Origin of the sequence: Oleidesulfovibrio sp. (assembly GCF_047973035.1) — a bacterium.
Classification (GTDB): domain Bacteria; phylum Desulfobacterota; class Desulfovibrionia; order Desulfovibrionales; family Desulfovibrionaceae; genus Oleidesulfovibrio.
Genome location: NZ_JBKEBF010000012.1, coordinates 1 through 23401 on the forward strand (window position 1 = coordinate 1; position 23401 = coordinate 23401).

22 protein-coding genes are annotated in these 23401 nt (G+C 52.1%); 8 read left to right on the plus strand and 14 right to left on the minus strand.

Annotated elements, in window-relative coordinates; all coding sequences use genetic code 11:
* The 4 genes from ACK5LI_RS03130 to rpsL all read right to left on the minus strand — a co-directional run.
* Positions 1 to 125, minus strand: a 125-nt coding sequence (locus tag ACK5LI_RS03130) for a transposase (RefSeq protein WP_416946413.1), incomplete at its 3' end; no start/stop codon positions are given.
* Positions 126 to 309: 184 nt separating this feature from the next.
* Positions 310 to 2388, minus strand: a complete 2079-nt coding sequence (gene fusA, locus ACK5LI_RS03135) for an elongation factor G (protein ID WP_416946178.1) — start codon at positions 2386 to 2388, stop codon at positions 310 to 312.
* An 18-nt stretch (positions 2389 to 2406) separates the two neighbouring features.
* Positions 2407 to 2877: a 30S ribosomal protein S7 gene (gene rpsG, locus ACK5LI_RS03140; RefSeq protein WP_416946179.1), complete on the minus strand. Its 471-nt coding sequence runs from the start codon at positions 2875 to 2877 to the stop codon at positions 2407 to 2409.
* Between the two features lie 15 nt (positions 2878 to 2892).
* Entirely contained in the window at positions 2893 to 3264 is a 372-nt protein-coding gene (gene rpsL, locus ACK5LI_RS03145) for a 30S ribosomal protein S12 (protein ID WP_416946181.1), read from the minus strand.
* A 643-nt stretch (positions 3265 to 3907) separates the two neighbouring features.
* Here rpsL and sat point away from each other — a divergent pair.
* The gene (sat, locus tag ACK5LI_RS03150) at positions 3908 to 5191 is read left to right on the plus strand and encodes a sulfate adenylyltransferase (protein ID WP_416946182.1); all 1284 of its coding nucleotides are present in this window, start codon (positions 3908 to 3910) and stop codon (positions 5189 to 5191) included.
* A gap of 109 nt (positions 5192 to 5300) precedes the next feature.
* On the opposite strand, the gene ACK5LI_RS03155 is transcribed toward sat, so the two are convergent.
* Positions 5301 to 5948, minus strand: a complete 648-nt coding sequence (locus ACK5LI_RS03155; RefSeq protein WP_416946183.1) for a M48 family metallopeptidase — start codon at positions 5946 to 5948, stop codon at positions 5301 to 5303.
* 183 nt (positions 5949 to 6131) lie between these two features.
* Between ACK5LI_RS03155 and ACK5LI_RS03160 the strand changes: the two genes are divergently transcribed.
* The 7 genes from ACK5LI_RS03160 to dsrP all read left to right on the plus strand — a co-directional run bounded on the left by ACK5LI_RS03160 (position 6132) and on the right by dsrP (position 12853).
* Entirely contained in the window at positions 6132 to 7118 is a 987-nt protein-coding gene (locus ACK5LI_RS03160) for a hypothetical protein (RefSeq protein WP_416946184.1), read from the plus strand.
* Between the two features lie 215 nt (positions 7119 to 7333).
* Positions 7334 to 7864, plus strand: coding sequence for an RsbRD N-terminal domain-containing protein (locus ACK5LI_RS03165; RefSeq protein ID WP_416946185.1), 531 nt, complete (start codon positions 7334 to 7336; stop codon positions 7862 to 7864).
* A 30-nt stretch (positions 7865 to 7894) separates the two neighbouring features.
* Entirely contained in the window at positions 7895 to 8899 is a 1005-nt protein-coding gene (dsrM, locus tag ACK5LI_RS03170) for a sulfate reduction electron transfer complex DsrMKJOP subunit DsrM (RefSeq protein WP_416946186.1), read from the plus strand.
* 9 nt (positions 8900 to 8908) lie between these two features.
* Positions 8909 to 10519, plus strand: coding sequence for a sulfate reduction electron transfer complex DsrMKJOP subunit DsrK (gene dsrK / locus ACK5LI_RS03175; protein ID WP_416946187.1), 1611 nt, complete (start codon positions 8909 to 8911; stop codon positions 10517 to 10519).
* 2 nt (positions 10520 to 10521) lie between these two features.
* Positions 10522 to 10902 (plus strand): sulfate reduction electron transfer complex DsrMKJOP subunit DsrJ, encoded by a 381-nt coding sequence (dsrJ, locus tag ACK5LI_RS03180; protein WP_416946188.1) that lies wholly within the window; start codon positions 10522 to 10524, stop codon positions 10900 to 10902.
* Positions 10902 to 11678 (plus strand): sulfate reduction electron transfer complex DsrMKJOP subunit DsrO, encoded by a 777-nt coding sequence (gene dsrO / locus ACK5LI_RS03185; RefSeq protein ID WP_416946189.1) that lies wholly within the window; start codon positions 10902 to 10904, stop codon positions 11676 to 11678. Before dsrJ ends, dsrO begins: the two co-directional genes overlap by 1 nt.
* A gap of 11 nt (positions 11679 to 11689) precedes the next feature.
* Entirely contained in the window at positions 11690 to 12853 is a 1164-nt protein-coding gene (dsrP, locus tag ACK5LI_RS03190; protein ID WP_416946190.1) for a sulfate reduction electron transfer complex DsrMKJOP subunit DsrP, read from the plus strand.
* Between the two features lie 297 nt (positions 12854 to 13150).
* Here dsrP and hydF read toward each other — a convergent pair whose 3' ends face one another.
* The 9 genes from hydF to ACK5LI_RS03235 form a co-directional block, all read right to left on the minus strand.
* Positions 13151 to 14353, minus strand: coding sequence for a [FeFe] hydrogenase H-cluster maturation GTPase HydF (gene hydF, locus ACK5LI_RS03195; protein WP_416946191.1), 1203 nt, complete (start codon positions 14351 to 14353; stop codon positions 13151 to 13153).
* Between the two features lie 25 nt (positions 14354 to 14378).
* The gene (gene hydE, locus ACK5LI_RS03200; RefSeq protein ID WP_416946192.1) at positions 14379 to 15377 is read right to left on the minus strand and encodes a [FeFe] hydrogenase H-cluster radical SAM maturase HydE; all 999 of its coding nucleotides are present in this window, start codon (positions 15375 to 15377) and stop codon (positions 14379 to 14381) included.
* Between the two features lie 122 nt (positions 15378 to 15499).
* Positions 15500 to 16909 (minus strand): [FeFe] hydrogenase H-cluster radical SAM maturase HydG, encoded by a 1410-nt coding sequence (gene hydG / locus ACK5LI_RS03205; protein WP_416946193.1) that lies wholly within the window; start codon positions 16907 to 16909, stop codon positions 15500 to 15502.
* A gap of 14 nt (positions 16910 to 16923) precedes the next feature.
* Entirely contained in the window at positions 16924 to 17181 is a 258-nt protein-coding gene (locus ACK5LI_RS03210) for a TM1266 family iron-only hydrogenase system putative regulator (RefSeq protein WP_416946194.1), read from the minus strand.
* Between the two features lie 108 nt (positions 17182 to 17289).
* On the minus strand, positions 17290 to 17631 hold the full coding sequence (locus tag ACK5LI_RS03215) for an iron hydrogenase small subunit (RefSeq protein WP_416946195.1): 342 nt from the start codon (positions 17629 to 17631) through the stop codon (positions 17290 to 17292).
* A 9-nt stretch (positions 17632 to 17640) separates the two neighbouring features.
* Positions 17641 to 18960: a [FeFe] hydrogenase, group A gene (locus tag ACK5LI_RS03220; protein WP_416946196.1), complete on the minus strand. Its 1320-nt coding sequence runs from the start codon at positions 18958 to 18960 to the stop codon at positions 17641 to 17643.
* 516 nt (positions 18961 to 19476) lie between these two features.
* Complete coding sequence (locus tag ACK5LI_RS03225; protein WP_416946197.1) at positions 19477 to 21129, minus strand: hydantoinase/oxoprolinase family protein; 1653 nt, start codon at positions 21127 to 21129, stop codon at positions 19477 to 19479.
* Complete coding sequence (gene pdxA, locus ACK5LI_RS03230) at positions 21113 to 22207, minus strand: 4-hydroxythreonine-4-phosphate dehydrogenase PdxA (RefSeq protein ID WP_416946198.1); 1095 nt, start codon at positions 22205 to 22207, stop codon at positions 21113 to 21115. The genes ACK5LI_RS03225 and pdxA overlap by 17 nt, the downstream gene beginning before the upstream one ends.
* 96 nt (positions 22208 to 22303) lie before the next feature.
* Positions 22304 to 23209, minus strand: coding sequence for an isoaspartyl peptidase/L-asparaginase family protein (locus tag ACK5LI_RS03235; protein ID WP_416946199.1), 906 nt, complete (start codon positions 23207 to 23209; stop codon positions 22304 to 22306).
* Between the last annotated feature and the right edge of the window lie 192 nt (positions 23210 to 23401).

The window sequence follows — 23401 nt, forward strand, 5'->3', positions numbered from 1 at the left end:
CGCAATATCTCACCCACTGCGCGCTTCTTCTCTCCGTAAAAAACTTGCCGCCGATACTTTGGCGCAAACACTACGTGGTATTTGCAGTTCCATTTTGTGTGGGCTAAACTCTTAGTGTCACCCATTGTGGCCTCCTTTTGATTTGCCACCTGCAGTTGCCAGACCGCAGGGATTAGTTAGCAAATCAAAAGGAGTTTTACTAATATCTCTATAGCTTTAAGCTTTACGGAACCCCCCGCCTAGCGGGGGGGGTTCTGCATACAAAAAAAGCGCCCCGAAAAACGGGGCGCTTTATTATCTAGCTACAAGCTATTCGCTTTTGCTCTTGGTGAGCTCTTCTGCAATGTTTGCAGGAACGCGCTCATAGTGGTCGAACTGCATGGTGAAGTTTGCACGACCCTGAGTACGCGAACGCAGGTCGGTTGCATAACCGAACATTTCGCTCAGGGGCACGTGACAACGGACAACCTGTGCGCCTGCGCGGGAGTCCATGCTCTGGATCTTACCGCGGCGGCCATTAAGGTCACCCATTACGTCACCGAGGTATTCCTCGGGAGTAACAACTTCAACGTCCATGACAGGCTCAAGCAACACAGCAGCAGCCTTACGGGCAGCTTCTTTGATTGCCATAGACCCAGCAACGTAGAATGCCTGTTCGGAGGAGTCAACGTCGTGGTAGGAACCGAACACCAGGGCGACTTTTACATCTACCATGGGGAATCCGGCCAGAACACCGCTCTTCAGAGCGTCCTGAATACCTTTGTCGACTGCGGGGATGTATTCCTTGGGAATAACACCGCCGGTGATCTTGTTTTCGAACTCGTAGCCCTTCTCGGGGTTAGGCTGAACTTCGATAACAACATGACCGTACTGACCGCGACCACCAGACTGCTTGGCGTACTTATGGTCAACCTTAGCGTCTTTGCTGATGGTTTCACGGTAAGCAACCTGAGGCTTACCAACGTTAGCATTAACGCTGAACTCACGGGTAAGGCGGTCAACGATAATGTCGAGGTGAAGTTCACCCATACCAGCAATCAGAGTCTGGTTGGTTTCGTCATCACCCTTAACGCGGAAAGACGGGTCTTCTTTCGCCAGTTTGGCAAGAGCTGCGGACAGAGCGTCACGGTCAGCCTTGGTCTTGGGCTCAATGGCAACCTCGATAACAGGCTCGGGGATGTCAAGGGACTCAAGAACAACAGGGCGCCCCATGTCGCAGATGGTATCGCCGGTGGCAACCATCTTCATACCAACAGCAGCAACGATGTCGCCAGCGCCAGCCCACTTGATTTCTTCACGCTTGTTAGCGTGCATCTTCAAGAGACGGCCGATACGTTCTTTCTTGCCGGTGGTTGCGTTATAAATGGTCATACCTGCTTCAATGAAACCGGAATACACGCGGATGAAGCTGAGGTGACCAATGTAGGGGTCGGATGCAAGCTTGAATACCAGCGCTGCCAAAGGCTCTTCGTCTTTGCAGGGGCAGACAATCTTCTCTTCTTCGTTATCAGGGTTGCTACCAACCATCTGCTCGATATCAACCGGAGAAGGCAGGTAATCAACTACTGCGTCAAGAAGGGGCTGAACACCCATGTTACGGAAAGCGGAACCACAAAGAACCGGCACAGCAGTTCTGCTGATGGTGGCCTTACGGATTGCGCTCTTGATTTCGTCATTGGTCAGCTCTTCGCCGCCAAGGTACTTTTCCATCAAGACTTCGTCTTCTTCCGCAATGGCTTCAATCAGTTCGAGACGCATGGTTTCAAACTGATCCTGAAGGTGAGCAGGAACATCGGTAACGTTGAACTCAGCGCCCTTGGAAGCCTTGTCAAAAACAACGGCTTTGCCGGTTACCAGGTCAACAATACCTTCGAACTCATCTTCGGCACCAATGGGAATCTGGAGAGCAAGGGGCTTTGCCTTCAGACGGTCGCGGATCATATCCACGCAACGGGAGAAGTTGGCTCCCATGCGGTCCATCTTGTTAACGAAGCAGATACGCGGAACCTTGTACCGGTCAGCCTGACGCCAAACGGTTTCAGACTGAGGCTCAACACCGGCAACCGCGTCAAAAACAGCTACAGCACCGTCGAGAACGCGCAAAGAGCGTTCTACTTCGATGGTAAAGTCCACGTGACCGGGAGTGTCGATGATGTTGATACGACAATCCTGCCAGAAGCAGGTGGTAGCAGCAGAGGTAATGGTAATACCACGCTCCTGCTCCTGCTCCATCCAGTCCATGGTGGCTTGACCTTCGTGAGTCTCACCAATTTTGTGAGAAACACCGGTATAAAAAAGAATACGTTCGGTAGTCGTGGTTTTACCCGCATCAATGTGGGCCATGATACCAATGTTACGCTGATTCGGAATGGCTACTTTTCTGGACACGTGAGTAATCTCCAGACGTTACCAACGGAAATGAGCAAAAGCCTTGTTAGCTTCAGCCATACGATGGGTGTCGTCCTTCTTCTTCACGGCACCGCCGCGGTTGTTGAAAGCATCAAGCAGTTCGCCGGAAAGACGACCTACCATACCCTTCTCTCCACGAGAGCGGGCATAGTTGATGAGCCAGCGGATAGCCAGAGAAACCTGACGGTCAGAACGCACTTCAATGGGCACCTGATAGGTAGCACCACCAACACGGCGAGACTTAACCTCAACGAAGGGCTTTACGTTATCAACAGCCTTCTCAAAAGCCTTGATCGCATCTTCGCCGGTTTTCTCTTTCAGCACTTCAAGAGATTTATAAAAAATCTTTTCTGCAGCGCCCTTTTTACCGTCAACCATCATACGGTTGATGAAACGGGCAGCGAGCCGGCTGTTGTAAACCGGATCGGGCAGAACTTCACGTCTGGGGATAGGTCCTTTACGAGGCATGAAAAACTCCCTTCGCTACTTCGGACGCTTAGCGCCGTACTTGGAACGACCCTGGCGGCGATCCTGCACACCAGCAGTATCCAGAGTACCACGAACAATATGGTAACGTACACCGGGCAAGTCTTTTACACGACCGCCGCGGATCATAACAACAGAGTGCTCCTGCAGGTTGTGACCTTCACCAGGAATGTAGGCGGTCACTTCAATAGCATTGGTCAGGCGCACACGGGCGACTTTACGCAAAGCCGAGTTAGGCTTCTTAGGCGTAGTGGTATACACGCGGGTGCAAACCCCACGGCGCTGCGGGCAAGCCTGAAGCGCGGGAGTTTTCTTCCGCTTCACAACCTTCTTACGCTCTTTTCTGATGAGCTGGTTGATAGTGGGCATCAGTTTCCTCCGTGGAAATGGATCGATGTCATTCGCTAAAGACGCACGGCAATACGCCACTGCTGACGCTATGTCAACAGCGGACTTCCAATTCAATGCAGCTTCGATCACCCAATGAAGCTTACATATAAATGTATTGCCTGCGCTTTCGCTTGGGGACTTCGACTGAAAAGCCCAGCAGCCTTGCTTTCTCAATCGTTATTCACCCTGCAAGCAAACTTGAACATGAGCACATACGCCAAAAAGAATCGGGGCACAACCTTTTTTGCAACTATGCCCCAAAATAATCAACCACTGGCACTTTGTTACAATTATCACATCTTGTGCAATAGGCATCCTCGCCGCGCAACGTGTTGTATATTTTTCGTCAACTTTTACCATACCTATATAAAACGAAGAATAAAAACATCAAGAGCAGTCATAGCTCTCACCTTTTATCCGCCTTTTTTCCCATCATTTTTTTATTCTCACTTTTGTCGCTTGACATTTTGCTAAAAATTTCACAAGACGTTGTCACGTGCTCACGATAGTGACTCAGCAAACAAGATAGTCACTCTTACGCATGGAAATTTCTGGCACGTACCCGCCTACCGGATACGTACCACTTTTTGAAAAAAACTATAATTTTCGGAGGATGGAAGCTATGTCCAAACTGGTCCCCCCTCATGGCGGTAAAGGCCTTGTCTGCTGCCTGCTCGAAGGAGCTGAAAAGGAAGCTGAACTGAAAAAGGCCGCTGGCCTCAAGCAGATTGAAATCAGCTCCCGCGCAAAGGGCGACCTGATCATGATGGGCACCGGCGGTTTCTCCCCGCTGAGCGGCTTCATGACCAAGGCTGACTGGAAGAGCGTTTGCGAAAAGATGACCCTCGCTGACGGCACCTTCTGGCCCGTTCCCGTTACCCTGGACGTTTCCAAAGAAGAAGCTGCTTCCATGAAGGAAGGCGAAGAAATCGCTCTCGTTCGCGGTGGCGAAGTTTTCGCTACCATGAAAGTAGAAGAGCTCTACGAAATGACCGCTGCTGACAAGAAATGGGAATGCGAACTGGTGTTCAAGGGTGAAGGCCCTGACTCCGAAAAGTTCTGGGACATCGCAGAAGAAGATCACCCCGGCGTGAAGATGGTAATGGCTCAGAAAGAGTTCAACATTGCCGGTCCCGTTAAGGTTCTTTCCGAAGGCGACTTCCCCACTAAGTTTGCCGGCGTTTACAAGCGTCCTGCAGACCTGCGTGCAGAACTTGAAGAGCGCGGCTGGGCTAACGTTGCTGCACTGCAGCTGCGTAACCCCATGCACCGTTCGCACGAATTCCTCGCAAAGATCGCTGTTGAAGTATGTGACGGCGTGGTTATCCACTCCCTCGTAGGCTCCCTGAAGCCCGGCGACATTCCTGCCGAAGTTCGCGTAAAGTGCATCGACACTCTGGTTGAAAAGTACTTCGTGAAGGAAAACGTAATTCAGGCTGGCTACCCTCTTGACATGCGTTACGCCGGTCCCCGTGAAGGTCTGCTGCACGCTACCTTCCGTCAGAACTACGGCATCAGCCGCATGATCATCGGTCGTGACCACGCTGGTGTAGGCGACTTCTACGGTATGTTTGAAGCCCAGACCATCTTCGACAAGATTCCTTACGCTCAGGAAGCTTGCCCCGAGCCCGGCAAGGCTCTGGTTTGCACTCCCTTGAAGATTGACTGGACCTTCTACTGCTTCAAGTGCGACGGCATGGCATCTCTGCGTACCTGCCCCCACGCCAAAGAAGATCGCGTACTGCTTTCCGGCACCAAGCTGCGTAAGGCTCTGTCCGAAGGCGCTGAAGTACCTGATCACTTCGGTCGTGACGAAGTTCTTGAAATCCTGCGCGCCTACTACGAAGGCCTTACCGAAAAGGTTGAAGTTAAAATGCAGCGCGCTGCTTCCGGTTCCCAGATGTAATCTGGCTCCAGGCAGCAATACTGAGATTCGAAGGGGAGACGCTGTGCGTCTCCCCTTTTTTTATCGTTAATATAACAGATCTGAAAGGCGCCCTGCTTACGGCACAGGCTCAGGACATACAGGCCCAGCCAGGCAGGTATCTGTAGGCATCTTTCAATTCGCCCTCTCTGATCAAAGCGTCTGGACAAAGCCCTTGCAGATGCCCCCAGAATTTCGGGGAATGATTCAAGTGGGTAATATGCGCAAGCTCGTGATACATCACGGTTTCACACAGGCGGGATGGTAAAAGCAAAAGACGGGCATTAAGCATAATTGTGCCCTGCACATTGCAACTTCCCCACCTTTTTTGGGGAGTAGCGATACGGACAGCCTGAAGAGGTACATGGTTTGCTTCCGCCAGATTCCGGCACCACGGAGCCAGATATTTGTGCCCAAGCTTGCGTAACCACGAAAGTAAAAGACCCGTAAGCGCCTCTGGCCGACTGGAATTTCCGGCAAGCAACAGAAGGGAGCCATTCACTGCCAGCGAAGGACTTTTCTCTGTTTCCTGAAACTCAAGATTATATGTTAGGCCGACGCCTTGGAGCTGGATAACAGAAGGAAAAAGAGGCTGGGTGCTACAGTGGGCTATTTGCTCACCCACTCTGGAAACCGCTTTGGCTATCCAGCTTAAATTCTGCTGCACAAAGACCGCAGCATACTCTTCCGGAACACCAGACGGCAGAACAACTTCCAGCCCGCTCCCTCTCAACTTCATTGAAACCCGTTTTGCCCTCGGGCTGCGCCTGACAGAGTATGACTGCAAGACAGATGCAAGAATTTTTTCATCAAAGTTGTTCATAACGGGTCTTTACCCTTCACCGAACGCGAAGTACAGTGCCAACGGCATTGCCATGAACAATATGGAGGATTCATGTTCGAAACCAGACGCAGAGCCCACTTGAGCGGCACACTGATCGCGCTCTTAGGACTTGGTCTTTCCCTGTATGGCGGGTTATTTCAGGCAGAGGCGCTATGCATAACAAGCGGCTGCGACTTGTTCCGTGACATCACCATAGCAGGTATCTCGCCATGGTGGATCGGAGCCGCCGCCTTTGCGAGCACAGCTGCTCTTTGCATTATCGGACGCGTTGCCTTAGCGCGCCTGTTATCGTTAATGATGTTGCTTGGCGACCTGTTGCTTTTAGGCATAATGACTTTCACGGTACCATGCCTGCCCTGCCTGATCGTAGCAGCTGTCATTCTCTGGCAATACTGGAATCTCTCAGCATCCACCTCTTGTCCATTATGGGGCCGCACATCACTCGCCCTATTGTGGCTTACTTTATTTTCCCCGAATTTGTTTTCCGCCATCAGCGAAATGAATGGGGGCTGGTCTATCAGTGGTCAACCTGAAGCCAGCCTGCAGGTGTATTTTTCTCCCAGCTGTCCTGCCTGCAAAGAAACTATGTTTGCTATCAGCCAGCACAATCCGCAAGATGTCGCTTTTTACCCCATAGCAGAAGCCGACTCCGACCTTATCCGACTACATACGATGCAGAAAGAACTTGCATCTGGAAGTACAGTCTATGGCGCTTTTCGCACCAGCATCAACACGGCGGTAAACCTCGATACCAAATTGAGCCTCACAGAGCAGGCTCTCCTGAAATGGAAAACGTTGCAAAACAAAGCACGACTTGCCCGCATGGGAGTTACAAAAATTCCTGCACTAATTACGTCCGGTAAGCCACAAAACCTTACATCCGGCAGTTCCAACATAACAGATACGATTATCCAAGGCGGACAATTTGCAGGCTGCAGCGACGAATCTGTAACAGATTGCAACGAAGAACAACAAACACCAACCATCCCAACTTACAACAACTATCCTGAAGAGCCCCTGCTGGAGCAACTTTTCGATGCCCAACCTCTAAAGGACGGCAACTGATCAAGCGCTCAAAACTGTCTTGTTTCATTGACCTTTAGACCAATTCCTACTATGTGAAAAAAATCATTATCTCTATGTGCCGTTTCAGACTCGTCCGCAATACAGAAGTATCACTCTCATACTTTTGAAATTGCTTGGACAAGCGCGGCAAAACCCTTTATAGGGTTTGCGCCGTTAAACCCAAGAGCCAAACGGAACATATCGGGCACAAGCAAATGACATTAAATGATATTCTCATAGAACACAGAGAGTTACTGATCGACAAGTGGACAGCTCAAATACACCAGACCTATCCAATAGATACGGTCGGTTTTTTGCGCAGTCAAAAAGACCAGTTCCATAATCCTGTCGGCGATAGAACGGAAAAAGCAACTGCAGCCCTGTTCGACATGCTTACCGCTGACGGAATAGACCCTGAAGCTGCCGCCCCGTATCTGGATGACATCATCCGTGTTCGGGCCATTCAGAAGTTCACTCCTGAACAGGCAGTAGCCGTAATCTACTTTTTGAAATCCATCGTGCGCGAATCTTTAAAAAAGCAGGTTGAAGAGAACAATCTCTACCCCCAGCTTCTTGCTTTTGAAAGTCAGATCGACACTATGGTTCTCATCTCTTTCGGTATTTTTGCTCATTGCCGCGAAAAACTGCACATGATGCGTGCCGAAGAGTATAAGCGTCGCTACGCACAGCTCATTCGCAGAGCTGAACGTATATTGGATACGCCGGCAGGGGAACCGGACATATAACAACCGATAGCCTAGCAGCGAGGTAACGGAATGATTATTTCACTCTTGGCGGTCATTGCGCTCGGGTGTATCGCCTGGTTGGGGGCCACTTCCGGTCTTCAACAATTATTCGGGGTGATTATCCCACTTGCCGCAGTGCTCGTGTTCATGGCGGGATTCGTCTACAGAATTATGGATTGGGCTAAGTCGCCTGTTCCGTTCCGCATCCCGACAACGAGTGGACAGCAGAAATCTTTACCCTGGATCAAACCCAGCCCCCTGGATAACCCCTCCAGCAACGCAGGAGTGTGGGGCCGTATGATCCTTGAAGTGTTGACGTTCAGATCTCTGTTCAGAAACACTTCGGTCTCTCTGGAGAAAGGCCCCCGTGTGGTCTACAACTCCTCCAAGTGGTTGTGGCTGTTTGCCATTCTTTTCCACTACTGTTTCCTGACCATTTTCATCCGCCACTTCCGTTTCTTCCTTGAGCCGGTGCCCTTTGTCATCGGTGCTCTGGAAATGGTTGACGGAATGATGCAGGTTGGCGTTCCGCGTCTTTTCATGACTGACGTCATAGTAATGGCTGCGCTGCTGTTCCTGCTTGGTCGTCGACTGTTTAACGACAAAGTCCGCTACATTTCGCTTCCCAGCGACTTTTTTGCTCTGTTCCTCCTCCTCGGTCTGGTAGGCACTGGCATCTGCATGCGGTACTTCACAAAGGTCGACATCGCTTCTGTTAAGGTACTCACCATGGGTCTTGTAACATTGAACCCCGTTGTCCCCGAAGGCATCGGCGCAATGTTCTACGTACACATCTTCCTGCTCAGCGTGCTGCTTATGTACTTCCCCTTCAGCAAACTGATGCACATGGGTGGCGTATTCCTGAGTCCCACCAGGAACTTGCCCAACAACAGCCGTGAAGTACGTCATGTCAACCCTTGGAACCCGCCCAAAAAGTACCGCACTTATGAAGAGTACGAGGACGAGTTCAGGGAACCCATGTTCGAAGCGGGCCTCCGTCTCGAGAAGAACCCTGAAGAAGCTTCCAAGGAGTAAGGAGTAGCCATGCCTAAGGTGCCAACCCCTGAAGAATTAGTCAAAATTGACTACAGCATGCCTGCAGGTTCATGGATGGACAGCAAGCCGGAGTTTGTCGACGGCAGCTTCTGTTACCCTGCAAAGCAAGAGATTATGGCAGGGCTGGGAATGCCCAACCCTCACACCTGGAGCCCCGCCGATGAGGACTGGGGCCTGCCGGAAAACTGGGAAGAGATCATCTACAATGCCATGCAGGAGCGCCTTGATAAGTACCGCTCTTTCAAGGTGTTCATGGATATCTGTGTGCGTTGCGGCGCTTGCGCCGATAAGTGTCACTTCTTTATCGGTTCCGGCGATCCAAAAAACATGCCTGTGCTTCGTGCAGAGCTGCTCCGCTCTGTTTACCGTAAGGACTTTACCACTGCCGGTAAAATCCTCGGCAAACTGGCCGGTGCACGCAAGCTCGACAAAGACGTGATCAAGGAGTGGTTCTACTACTTCTACCAGTGCACTGAATGCCGCCGCTGCTCGGTATACTGCCCCTACGGCATTGATACCGCAGAAATCACCATGATGGCGCGTGAGCTTCTGCACGAACTCGGTCTTGGTATCAACTGGATCATGGAGCCGGTTTCCAACTGTAACCGTACCGGTAACCACCTTGGTATCCAGCCCCATGCATTCAAGGAAATCGTTGAATTCCTTTGCGACGATATCGAAGATATCACCGGTATCCGCATTGATCCCCCCTTCAACGAACCCGGCCACGAAGTGCTGTTCATTACCCCTTCCGGCGATGCGTTCGCCGATCCGGGTATCTACACCTTCATGGGCTACCTGATGCTGTTCCATGAAATCGGTCTGGACTACACCTTGTCCACCTACGCATCTGAAGGCGGCAACTTTGGTCTGTTTACTTCTTCTGACATGATGAAGAAGATCAACGCCAAGATGTACGCAGAAGCAGAGCGTCTCGGTTCCAAGTGGATTCTGGGTGGTGAGTGCGGTCACATGTGGCGTGTAGTCAACCAGTACATGGGTACAATGAACGGCCCGACTCCCTCCTGCATGGAGACTCCGGTCAGCCCCATCACCGGTACAGTGTTCAACAACGCAGCAGACACCAAAATGGTGCACATTGCCGAATTCACGGCCGACCTGATCAAACACAACAAACTGCGCCTTGACCCCAGCCGTAACGATCATCTGCGCGTGACCTTCCACGACTCGTGCAACCCTGCACGTGCCATGGGCCTCTTTGAAGAGCCCAGAGAAGTTCTCAAGGCAGTATGTAATAACTACTTCGAGATGCCCGAAGGCACCACCCGCGAGCAGACTTTCTGCTGCGGTGCCGGCTCCGGTCTGAACACTGACGAAATCATGGAACTGCGTATGCGCGGCGCCCTGCCCCGTGGCAACGCCCTGCGCTACGTGCAGGACAAGCATGACGTTAACACGATGGCCTGCATTTGCGCCATTGACCGCGCAACCCTTATTCCTCTTGCCGATTACTGGGCACCTGGCGTTTCCATTTACGGTACGCACGAACTGGTAGCTAACGCACTGGTAATGAAGGGTGAAAAAGAGCGTACCGTTGACCTCAGGCAGGAAGATCTGCCGGGCATGGAGGATGAATAATCATGTATAACAGCAAGTACATCATCCCCGGACTGCTCATCTTTGTAGGTCTGGTAACCTTTCCCTTTTGGGTAAATCTGGTTTCCGCCGACTACTCGCGCCCCGAACTGGCTCTGCCCACAGACCAGAAAGAGTGCATCGAGCCTGTTGATTACATGCGCACTGAGCACATGAACCTGCTCGATACATGGCGCGATAAGGCGCTTCGTGAAGGTAAGCGCACTTACACCGCATCTAACGGCAAAGTATGGGAAGCAAGCCTGCAGAAGACCTGTATGGAATGCCACACCAACAAAGCCGAATTCTGCGATAAGTGCCACGTTACCAACAGTGTTGATCCCTACTGCTGGGATTGTCACGTAGCCCCCAGGGGGAACCAGTAATGTTCGATAGAAGAAGATTCCTCAAGATTGCAGGCCTTTCGGCCATCGGTCTTGGCGCTGGTTCCGCGATTGGTGTTGCAGAGGCTTTGGCCGCTCCTAAAAAAGAGCCCTACAGCCCCACCGAGCACGGTCTCCACGCCGGACACTGGGCCATGGTTATTGATACCCGCAAGTTTGAGACCCCTGAAGACTTTCAGAAGCTGATCAGTGTCTGCCACAAGCAGCACAACGTACCCAGCATTCCGAACAATCAGGAAATCAAATGGCTGTGGACTGAAAAGTTCGAGTACTCCTTCCCTGAGCAAGGTAACCATCACCTTGCCGAGGAAGTGAAAGAACGCGACTTCCTGCTGCTGTGCAACCACTGCGAAAATCCGCCCTGCGTGCGTGTATGCCCCACTGCGGCTACATACAGACGCGCGGACGGTATTGTAGCAATGGATTACCACCGCTGCATCGGCTGTCGTTTCTGCATGGCAGGCTGCCCCTACGGTGCCCGTAGCTTTAACTACGGTAACCCCAGAGAATTCCTGAACGGCGTACCGAACCCTGACTTCCCCACCCGCATGCGCGGTGTAGTGGAAAAGTGCAACTTCTGCGTTGAGCGTCTTGCAGAAGGGCTGATGCCTGCCTGCGTAGAAGCAGCTGAAGGAGCACTCTACTTTGGCGATCTGAATGATCCTGAGTCTGAAGTTCGTCAGGTACTGGCTGAGAACTTCACCATCCGCCGTAAACCCTCTCTGGGCACACAGCCCAGTGTATACTACATCGTGTAAGGGGAGATGCCATGATCGAAAAAGCGCTCAAGGGCTCTCCGGGTTATTACATCTGGCTGGCCTTCCTCGGTTCACTCATCGGCCTTGGTCTGTTTACGTACACTTTCCAGATGAAGCACGGTCTTGCCATTACCGGCATGAGCCGTGACGTGTCCTGGGGCTTCTACATTGCCCAGTTCACGTATCTGGTCGGCGTTGCCGCATCAGCTGTTATGCTGGTGCTGCCCGCGTACTTCCATCACTACAAAAAATTCAAGAAGATGATCATCTTCGGTGAATTTATGGCTATCGGCGCAGTGCTGATGTGCATGCTGTTCATTATGGCGGACCTTGGTCAGCCGCAGCGGGCACTTAACGTACTGCTGCACCCCACTCCTAACTCTGTCATGTTCTACGACATGATCGTTCTGGTGGGTTACCTCATCCTGAACGCTGTTATCGGTTGGGTGACTCTGGAAGCTGAACGTCACGACGTTGACCCTCCGTCCTGGGTGAAGCCGCTGATCTACCTGTCCATCATCTGGGCATTCAGCATTCACACTGTTACCGCGTTCCTGTACGCCGGTATCCCCGGTCGCCACTACTGGCTGACCGCTATCATGGGGGCGCGCTTCCTTGCATCCGCGTTCTGCTCAGGCCCTGCCATTCTGCTGTTGCTTCTGTTCACCGTACAGAAGTTTACCAAGCTGACTCTGGCAAAAGAAGCCGTGCAGACCCTGACGAAGATCATCACGTACGCTATGTGCATCAACGTGTTCTTCTTCCTGCTGGAAGTGTTCACCGCGTTCTACAGTGGCATTCCCGGCCATGCTCACCCCATCGCGTACATGTTTGCAGGTCATAACGGCCATGTAGACTGGATTACGCCCTGGATGTGGGCCGGTGCCATCATGGCTATCATGTCTCTGGCTCTGCTGATTCCGCCGCATATCCGCGACAACCAGAACGTACTTCCCTACGCCCTGATGCTGCTGGTGGCTGCAAGCTGGATCGACAAGGGTCTTGGCCTGATTATCGCCGGTTTCACTCCCAACGTGTTCGAGAAGGTAACCGTGTACGCACCTACCGTTCCCGAACTGCTTATCTCGCTGGGTATCTTTGCAGTGGGCGCCCTAGTGGTGTCCATCCTGTGGAAAGTTGCTCTTAGCGTAAAGGAAGAAAGAGGCACTCTGTAGCCTTTATTTCCAGCTTGATTACAAAAGGCCTGCTCAAATGAGCAGGCCTTTTTTTGTATCATCTGAAGCCGCTGGCTTCTGGCAGGTATGAAACAAAATAGGGCAACATCCATCAGAGTTCCCCTTCCCTTATCGATATAACAACCTGATCATGCGTCAATTGAACAGCCAAGGTAACAACACGTCATCCAGCAATCAGGACCACTCCTTGAGAAAATGGTCTGATTTTATGAACGAAAAAGCCCGACATTGTCGGGCTGGCAAACTTTTAACGGGAGGTAGAAGAAACGAGATAGCTTATAGACCAAATGGGGCCACTACCCTGTCCAGCACACCCTGAACTTTGGAAATTGCGATGCCGTAGTTAGTAACAGGAACCCCGCGCCGCATGCATTCTCTGATACGCCGCATCATTTCTGCCCGGTTTGTCATGCAGGCACCGCAGTGCACTGCCAACGCGTAGCCTTCCAGATCATCAGGAAAGTCATGCCCTGCGTACATCTCGAACTTCAGTTCCTTACCTGTGTATTGGGTGATCCAGCGCGGAATTTTAACCCGCCCGATGTCATCTGCCACCGCATGATGCGAGCATGCTTCACACATCAGCACCTTGTCCCCGTCTTTCAACGAGTCAATAGCCCGCGCCCCTTCAACCAGCAAAGGCAAGTCGCCTTTATACCGTGCAAAAAGCGTAGAGAAGGTTGTCAGGGGAATTCCATCAGGAACATCACCGGCTACTTTCAACACGACCTGCGAATCGGTAACAACCAACGCAGGAGGATTTTTCAGCTTATCGAGAGCTTCTTCAATCTCTCTTTCCTTTACAATCATCCCGATTGCATCAGAGTCCAGAATATCGCGAAGCACCTGAACCTGAGGCAGGATCAATCGTCCTTTGGGCGCAGCTAAATCAATGGGAACTACGCACAGCACTGTATCACCTTCACTGATGAGGTCAGAAACCAGAACAGGTTCTGCCTTTAACTCATCAGGCACCATGTCGATTACAGTGTTTTTCAACTCGGTAATGCCACTCTCAGCAACGGAAGAGACTTTTACATAGCGCAGCCCGTTTTTCTCACAAAAAGCTATGTCATCAGCTGTTGCATCTGCAACGTCCTGCTTGTTGAACACCACAAGCGCAGGAATGGACATACTCTGCAAATCTTGCAGCATGGCGTATTCCGCATCCTGAAAACCATGTTCGCTTACAACAAGCAAAGCGACATCGGTCCTGCCCAGCACTTTACGCGTAGACTTAATTCGAAGCTCACCCAACTCACCTTCATCATCAAGACCGGCTGTGTCATAAAATGTAACGGGACCCAGGGGAAGCAGTTCATAATGCTTGACCACAGGGTCAGTCGTTGTTCCTGCATGTTCAGAAACTATTGCAATCTGCTGATCGGCAAGCGCATTTATTAAAGAGGACTTACCGGCATTGCGCCTACCCACCAGTGTAATAACCAGCCGTTCACCCCGGGGTGCTTTATCTGACATCTGAGTCTCCTTCAGACGGATGAATTCATGAAGCTGTTTCAGAAAGCTTGCTGAAACCTTTTTCCGCAACAGGTCGATACCCAGCGGTTCTCAGCCTCTCCATCAGGCTGAGAACCGCATCCTGCACGTCTTTCCCTGCTGTGTTTTTGCCGGGATAAATGGAATACCCGCCGCGCACGTCATCAGGCGTAACGGAAGGCATCACAACATTCGCACCGGCAGCAAGTCCGCGTATCCGACCGTCCGCAACAAGCGCATCAAGCGCACTTGTTGCCGGAATATTAGAGCCCTTATTGAGCAGTCGCAACATGGCTGTCACACGCAGACTTTTTTCAATATCCGTATCAACGGGAGCGGCTAACGGCGTTTGTGGATGAGGAATGAACGGCCCCGCCGCGATCATGCCAAGACCGAGTGACGAAAGCAGCTTAAGGTCTTTTGCTATAATCTCGTCCGTCATGCCCGGCAGCCCCACAATGATACCTGAGCCGGTTTCGTACCCGAGCTCCTGCAACGTTTGTACGCGGGCCAATCTGTCTTCCACGGTGGAACCGGGACGCAGGCGTTCATGCAGATCAATGTCTGTAGTTTCAATTTTCAGCAGATACCTGTCTGCCCCGCAGTCACGCCAGAATGCGTAGGTATCACGATCATGATCACCTACAGATAGCGTGATGGCTACGTCATGCGTATCCTTAATCCGGCGGACCAATGAACCGATAAAGGCCACATCGCACGCCAGATCTTCACCGGACTGAAGAACAATCGTACCGGCTCCGAGTTCTACAGCAAGCGCAGCCGCCGCATAGATATCCTCTGCGTGCAGCCGAAAACGCTCAAGATTGACATTCGCCGCTCTGAGGCCGCAATAGTGGCAATTTTTTTTGCAGTAATTAGAAAACTCCACCACTCCACGCACATAAACGGACTTACCGAAAATTGCATCTGTCACAGAACGCGCATCTGCATACAGGGCTTCCGCATCCGGAGCAGCCAACATCTGCATAATTTCATTAATATTCATTTTTACCCCATAAGCTGCACCTTGCCCGGACAACCCGACAGGCCGCCCGATACGCCAGACCTGTAATGCAAAAGGCCGGAAGTCAAAGCTTCCGGCCAAATCATGCATATTGTCAACAACAGCTAAATGTACAGATCGCGCTCACCGGCGTCGATCCGTTTCAGTCGCTCGGCAACCATGCCGCGTCTGCCTTCAGCACATTCTTGCAACTCGTGTTCGACCAGCACCTTGCCGCTTTCACGGGTCACATCCGATGCGTAGTCATGCAGATATTCGTTGAAAGTCAGCAACGCATTGGGATGGCAGAATTCCTGAATGAACCCCTTTTTAGCCAGCTCCATGAAATGCTCACCGGTTCTGCCGAGCCTGTAGCAGGCTGTACACCATGAAGGAAGATAGCCAAGCGAGACAAGCTCTGCAATGACTTCATCCAGACTACGGTTGTCGCCTACACAGAACTGCTGCACGTCAGGGCGGTCATAACTGGGATCGCTGTATGCACCGGGGTAGGTTCTGGAACCTGCACTGATCTGAGAAACGCCAAGCTCAAGTAACTCTCGGCGCATTTGTGCATTTTCACGCGTGCTAAGAATAAGACCGGTATAAGGCACAGCCAGACGCAACACAGCCACCATGCGCTTAAATTCATGGTCAGTGATGGGGTACGGCGGGTTAAATGCCATTTCTGCATTCAGGGCAGGCTCAAGACGGGGGAAAGAGATAGTATGCGGTCCGACACCGAAATGCTTTTCCAGATCAGCAGCATGCTGCATCATAGCCAGAATTTCGAACTTATGGTCATACAGCCCCAGCAAAGGTCCCATACCCACGTCATCTATACCGGCCTCCATGGCCCGATGCATGGCATACAGACGCCACAGGTAGTCTTTCTTGGGGCCGCCAAGATGGGCTTTCTGATATGTCGCCTGATGGTATGTTTCCTGAAAACACTGATAGGTCCCGATGCTTACGTCGTGCAGCTTCTTAAAGCCTTCGACACTCTGCGGGGCACAGTTGATATTTACGCGGCGGATTTCTCCGCTCTTTTCAGAAACAGTGTCGTATACCACCTGAATGGTCTTTGCCATCCAGTCGGCATCCAGACGCGGATGCTCACCATACACCAGAAGCAAACGTTTGTGCCCGAGACGCTCCAGCACTTCCACTTCCGCGCGGATTTCGTCTTCACTCAGTGTTCTACGCTGCAAGTCGCCATTTTCAGCATTAAAACCGCAGTAGGCACACCGGTTATAGCATTCGTTCGTAATATACAGCGGAGCAAACAGAACCATACGGCTGCCGTAAATTTTCTGTTTTACAGCTTTAGCAGTCGTAAAAAGCTCATGGTCAAGCTCGTCATTTTTCAATTGCAGCAGGGTTGCGGTTTCGTCAGCATCAAGGCCCTTTGCCTCACGTGCTTTTGCGAGAATCTCGCGCACACGCACAGCGTCAGGTTTGGCCGTTGCAGCTATTACAGACTCGATTTTCTCTTCGTCAATAAAGCTGGGTAGAGAGCGGGAATCAAAAGTCATTGGGTACTCCGGCATCAGACAAGAGACGCTTTTACCGTAACGCTTTCCAGTCGTCCCAGCCTGCCAGTCAGAGAACCAATCTCATCCGTCGAGGCCTCAACAATCAAAGCTATTACCGCAAGCCCCCGTTCCGGACACGGCAATCCCATGCGAGCCAGAACCAGCTCGCCATGATCAGTAAGGATGTCGTTGACAGCAGAGGCATCGCGCTTTCTATCGCCGATGATAATGCTCACAACCCCCATGCGTTTGCGGGTCGTAGCGTTGTTCATGAATATCTTCCCCTGTCCGGCGCATAGCCTATGCGCACAGACAACATAGTGGGCAGGCCTATAGGTCAGTAAAAACCTTCCCGCAGACTGCCCGTTATTCCTGAGTAATTACATATTCAGGTTTACGCCCTTGTCACGCAGGGCCTGCAAGGCTGCGCTTCTGTCCACATAGTGGGTATGCAGCAGCTCATGCGACTTGTGTCCGCAGGGGCCTTCGTGCAGGAAGCCGTCTTTTGCATACAGCTTCTGAACAGTGGGGTTATCCTGCGACTTGCGGATGGGGTAAACAGTACGGTCAGCTTCGTACACGGATTTCTGACGGATACCGACGAATTCCATGGTGGCTGCAACCGCTTCGCGTGCCATGTTAAAGCCGAATACGGCATAACCGGCAGCAAAGCCGGCAAGCTTGATAAATCCACGACGGGATACAACTCCTAACTTGCTCATGCCGTCCTCCTAGGCCACTGTCCGTCGGGTAAAGCGACGGTTGATCTTGGTGATGGTGCTCTTAAAGAGCGAAGACTGCAGCATACCGGGTTCAAGAGGCTGGCCGCCGCCGTTCACACAGCCACCGGGGCAGGTCATGATCTCGATGAAGTGGTACGGAGACTTGCCGGCGCGCACTTCCTCGCACAGCTTTGCAGCATTGTCCAGACCGCTGGCCACGGCAACTTTTACAGTGCCGAAGTTGGGTACGGGAACTTCTGCAGTCCTGATGCCCTCATGTGTGCGAACAACCTTGATATCAGGGTTGGTCAACTTGTCACCGGAAAGGGCTTCGTATGCCAGGCGCAGGGCTGCTTCCATAACACCGCCGCTGGTACCGAAGATGGTAGCAGCACCGGTGGACATACCAAGAGCCGGATCAGGATCTTCGGAAGGCAGAGAAGTGAAGTCGATCCCGGCCATTTTGATCATGTATGCCAGTTCACGGGTAGTGATGGTGGCATCAATGTCACGGTAGCCGCTTGCTTCCATTTCAGGCCGCATGCCTTCAAACTTTTTGGCGATGCAGGGCATGATGGACACGGTGTACATTTTCTTGGCGGGTACGCCCGAAACTTCAGCACCGTAGGTTTTAGCAAGGGGGCCGATCATTGCGATGGGCGACTTGCAGGTAGAAAGGTTATTTTCCAGATCAGGGTAGAACGTTTCTGCAAACTTAATCCAGCCGGGGCAGCAGGACGTGAACTGAGGCAGAGGCATGTTGCCGTGTTTAACACGCTCAAGCAACTCGGTGCCTTCTTCCATAATGGTCACGTCTGCGGTCCATTCCGTGTCCCAGATCAGGTTGAAGCCAAGCTTGCGCAGCGCAGCATGCATCTGACCGCCGACATAGGTGCCGGTAGGCAGACCGAAGCACTCGCCCAGTGCGTAACGCACGGCGGGAGCAGGCATGGAGACAACAACCGTTTCAGGATCCTTGAGTTTTTCGAAAAGTTCGCCTACAAACGACACCTCTTCGTGGATGGCGCCGAAGGGACAGTTAGCGAGGCACTGACCACAGTTAACACACGCAACGGGGTCAACCACACCGCGGTAACCGTCTTCAGTCACTTCCTGAATGACACCGGTGGGGCAGTACGCTTCGCACTCGCCGCAGGCCATGCACTTGTCGTGGTCAACTTCCACAAACTTGATGGTTGCGGGGTCAATACCCTTGGGAGCGTTCATCTTGTAGCGAACGCCTTCCATGGTTACCTCGGAACCCGCGGCAGGTACTTCTAGCCCTGCCAGATAAGCTGCCGGGGGCTGCTGGGCTTTGCATCCAGCCATTACCTTTCTCCTTGCTTCAGTGTTGCCTGCCCTCCTCGTATAGACAAGGGCAATAGAAAAAGTGCTACTAAATTAAATTTAGTAATACTTACACAATTTCAGTGTGATTATTTCTATTCGCGATATCACAGCAGCAAGGCTCGCCGCAACCATTGAATTAGTTATCAACAGGCAAAACATGCTGTTAGCACAGGAATAATGCCAGTGCATCAAGCATTGCATTGAAATGCAGTCAGAGAACTCTGCATTAAAAGAGTCAGGAGGTCAGCGGCAATCGTGTTACGTATAGTACTGCAAGGCACACGTATTGAGCCACATACCGGAAAGACTCCCCCACCCGAAAACGTGATGACCTGTTAAGCCCCTCATGGAAGAGCCTGCATATAGCCCCGCAAAGACAGGCTGTCACCCCTGATGACATGTTGAAACAAGCTGAACCATTCTTTGTTCTGCTGAGACATAAAAAAACGCACATCAGAGTGATGTGCGTTTTGCGTAAACAGAAAAAAGACCATTTTACATAGATATACCAGGCCGGACCTGACATTTCACCCTGATGTTACGCCCTCTTCCACCGTAATCATCAACCATATTGAACGAACCTGATTCGATCACGTCCACATCTGCCTCACATGCCGTAACGCCCAAAAACTCCAGATGTTCCACAAGGAATTTTCTGGCATCAGCAATAGCCTCGTTAAGCGTATAACGGCTCGAAACATCTCTACGCAGTCCCAATGTAGGAACAAACATCCGCCCTTTTTCCGTATCCGCAAAAAGTTCCAGTTCGGCGGTCGTCCTTGTCAGGGCTGCGCCTATGGCATTGGCAACAGCATGTTCCTGCGGCACGTCCACCCGTTTGTTCATAACGGTGCGCAACAGCGGCGCAAAGGCTGCAGCCGGTCCCCCCATGACAAACACTCTTCCGGGGTTCAGCACTGCGCCTTCCAGCAACTCGATAATTGTATACACTGGCTGGGAGTTCACTTCGTCCAACAGGCGCTGCACTGCAGAAGCAATTGCGGCCAGTGCTGTATCAAGAGCATCTTGCGCCAGTTTATCAGGATACATATCCCAAAGAGATGCAAGTTGGCCTATGGCCGCTTTGGAGGCTTCCACATCGCCCGCCTGAGCCACGCCCAGATAATTCATTGCATCCATAAGCGCCGGCTGCTTTCCGCCATTGGCTACAGCAGGGCCGGACCTGTCAGGCCCTACCCGCACGGCTCCGGCTGCAACTCGAAGCCGCGAGTCGCCCCCGATACCGATGGAAAGCGTTCTTAGCGCCCGCACCAAGGTAGGATAACTGCCGACCGCGATGCCATCGTTTTCAATGACAGGTGAGCCGGAAGCAAAAATAGCGATGTCCGTGGTAGTTCCGCCGATATCCAGAATAATGGCATCTTCACGGATATCATAAAGAGCGACAATTCCCATCACACTGGCAGCAGGGCCGGAAAGGATGGATTCGACCGGCACCTGACGGGAAACGGAAAGCGGCATGGTGCCACCATCAGCTTTTAAAATATGTACAGGCGCAGTTATGCCCTTTTCCCGTGCAGATCGTTCGATGGCATCGGCAAAGCGGTTATACAGCCGCCAGACAGCAGAGTTGTAATAGGCCGTGGCCACACGTCGCGGAAAGCTGAGCTGCCCCGAAAGACGATGCCCCATAGATACAAAATCTCCGCACCCGAGCACTTCATCGGCAATGCGCTGCTCATGCTCCGGATTACGGGTAGAAAACTTCCCCACAGCAGCATACACTTTTATGCCGGAGTCACAGCAATTCTGCGCTACAGCGGCAAGCTCTGAAGGATCAATTGCCGCAATTTCCTTCCCCCTGTGATCAATGGAGCCGGAAAGCGTGTAATAAAAACCGCCCTGCCTGAAATTCTCCGCATCAATCCCGGGGCCGGCAGAAACCAGCACGCCAACGTCTTCTGTCTTACCTTCTACAATGGCGTTGGTGGAAAGGGTGGTGCTCAGGTTAAGACGCTTTATATCAGCGGCAGGTACGTGCTGCAGGACAGCCTCAAGCGCACCCGTAACTGAAGCAAGCAGGTCGTGATGAAGCGTGGGTACCTTTGCAGAAGTGATAATATTCTTTTCGGCATCCAGCACAACGGCATCGGTATGCGTTCCGCCCACATCAATTCCCAGATACATGCAAACACCTCCGTTCACACATGGTGGCTGCAAGGCGCAAAGCCTCTTCAAAACTGCCCGTGTCGGCCCTGCCGGTGCCTGTCAGGTCAAAGCCGGTACCGTGGTCAACCGAGGTCCGCACATAGGGCAGGCCCAGCGTCACATTAACTGCCCGCGAAAAATGCATCAGCTTAAGCGGACCGAGTCCCTGATCATGGTACATGGCAAGAACCGCAGCAAACTCACCCTGAGCAGCGCGATAAAAAACAGTATCAGCGGGGAACGGGCCTTCAACATTAAGCCCGAACCGTTTGGCTTCTTTCACAGCGGGGGCGATGATTGTTTCGTCTTCTGTACCGATTTTGCCGGACTCTCCTGCATGCGGGTTCAACCCGCATACAGCCACGGGCTTGTGTCCCACGCCCAGAGATTTGGCAAAATCGACAGTAAGCGCAAGGCATCTTGCGACACGGTCACGTGTGATCATGTCTGCGACATTGCGCAATGGCGGATGCGTAGTGACAAGGCTGACCCGCAACACATCGCCACATAAATGCATACACACATCTTCGTCACGCACCCCCGCATGACGTGCCAGAAATTCTGTATGCCCCGGAAAATCAAAACCGGCATTCTGCAGCATGGCCTTGTGCAGGGGCAAAGTCACCACCCCCAATGCCCCGCCTGCATTCAGTATCTCTACAGCAAGACTGAGGGCCAGCCCTGCGGCTTTGCCTCCATCCGCAGTCTGCTGCCCTGGAGTGACGGAAACCTCGGCCATGCCTTCAGGCTCAAGCAGAAAAACATCTCCTGCAGCTGCATGTTCAAGCGCAGCGGCAAGCCGTGCAGTGCCTTCCATAAGTTTCCAGAAAGGTTTGACGCCTGCGCCTTCAACGTGAGCCAGCAAAGCTTTTTCGCTGCCGATAAGCACAAGAGGAACTTTTACGCCGTAGCGTAGCCCTCCTTTACCGTCATCTGTTCCCAGCACCCGACAGGCAAGTTCCGGCCCAAGACCATTCACGTCACCCATTGTCACCAATAACGGACAAAATGAGTTCGCAATGCCCTTGAGCGGATTCTGTTTTTTTATTCCAAGCATCCGCCGAAACTAAGCGGTTTCCGTAACGCTGTCTACACCGCCTGCTGTGTGGTATAATAAAAAAAGCCCCGCTTACTGGCAGGGCTAACAGGTCGTTTACTCATTCATATGCACCGATGCGTGTACGGTGCCGTCAGCATGCGCATAAGCGTAGGCCATATGGTCGGTATTATGAAAAATACCGTACTCCCCCTTATTATTGAGCATAATAAGCCCCGCATGGCCGTTCACCCGCCTGTGCAACAGTTCAATAGCCAGCCGTGCAGCATCATTTGCACCATTATCCCGCAGATAATCGCAGGCGCTCCGTGTCATCAGGGTACGGATAATTCCTTCACCAAAGCCGGTTGCAGAGGCTCCGCCGGTTTCGTTGTCTGCATATGTACCCGCACCGCAAAGAGGGGAATCACCGACTCTGCCCGGCTTTTTGCAGGGAGTGCCCCCCGTGGAAGTGGCAGCAACAATATTGCCGTTTACATCCATTGCCACAGCGCCAACTGTACCTTGAGGTACCGGCTTAAAGGCATCATGCGTACAATATCCCTTACGGCTGATAAGCTCTTTGTACAGTTCCAGCTCTCTTTCGGTCAGCAGTTCCCGCGGGTCAACTTCAGGCAGCCCGCACTCACGCGCAAAGCGTTCGGCGCCTTCCGCTATCAACAGGCAAAACTCTGTCTCCAGAACCTTTCGGGCGATATCCACCGGTGTCATAAAATGACGGACACCTGCCACGCCGCCGTAGTTCAATGTCCTGCCGTCCATGATGGCTGCATCAAGCTCTATCTGACCATCTGCATTAAGCACCGCACCACGACCCGCATCAAAAGTGGGATCAATTTCCATTAGATTTATTGCCGCCTGAACCGCATCCAGTGCATCTGCACCTTCTGCAAGCATGGGCCATGCGGTCTTAACAGCGGCCCGTACGCCGTCGATATGAGCCTGCTGCCTTTCTGCCGGTATTGTCCATGCACCACCGTGCACAATTATTCTGGGTTGCATACCTTCTATTACCCCTGATGCTGACTTCATTTGTCATCCCGCCTGATTGCGGCCTGTGTTCTGTGCGTGCTACACCCGCTGCAAAACTACTGCAACCTTGCGTGACCTCCGCAAGCAATTTTCATCATGCCAACAGCCGTTTTTTTTACACAACGCATAAAAAGCGCCGTCTTGGCGGCGCTTTTTATTCCA